Annotated in this window: 1 protein-coding gene; it reads left to right on the top strand. The window is 66.8% G+C overall.

The window, feature by feature from the left end:
• Window positions 1-401, top strand: a 401-nt coding sequence (locus CVH10_RS17920; RefSeq protein ID WP_181244472.1) for a TerB N-terminal domain-containing protein, incomplete at both ends; no start/stop codon positions are given.

Below are 401 nucleotides of genomic sequence, written 5' to 3'. Positions count from 1 at the left end.
GCTTGACGAGCCTGCCTTCACGATCACGGCACTCGTCGATCAGCTGGAACCCGTCATTCGGCGTCGACCGGAGGGGCGCGGCAAGCGGAGTGGATCAGCCCGGTGGGTGCCGCCTGGCGAAGTGGTCGAGATCCAGGGCCTGACGGTCACGGGAGGCTTGTTCTATGTCGGCGAGAAGCTCGGATCGGACGCCTGGCGCCAGGAGAACTGCCTCATCAATCCCGAGCTGCCCGTGGCGAAGGCCGGCAGGGCCTCGGCGGCCGGATTGACCTACTGGTGCCGGTACGAGGGGATCAGCCCCGCGGCCCGACGTGCCTATCTGCAATGGCTGGCGGCGGGACGCTCCGACCCCTCCGCCGAGATCGCCTTCGTGTTCCTGTACTTCTACGGGCTGGAATATC

It is taken from the genome of Halomonas sp. ND22Bw (assembly GCF_003011945.1).
Lineage (GTDB): Bacteria > Pseudomonadota > Gammaproteobacteria > Pseudomonadales > Halomonadaceae > Halomonas > Halomonas halophila.
Note: the sequence above shows the minus strand (reverse complement) of the source record. Positions and strands in the feature narration are given on the sequence as shown.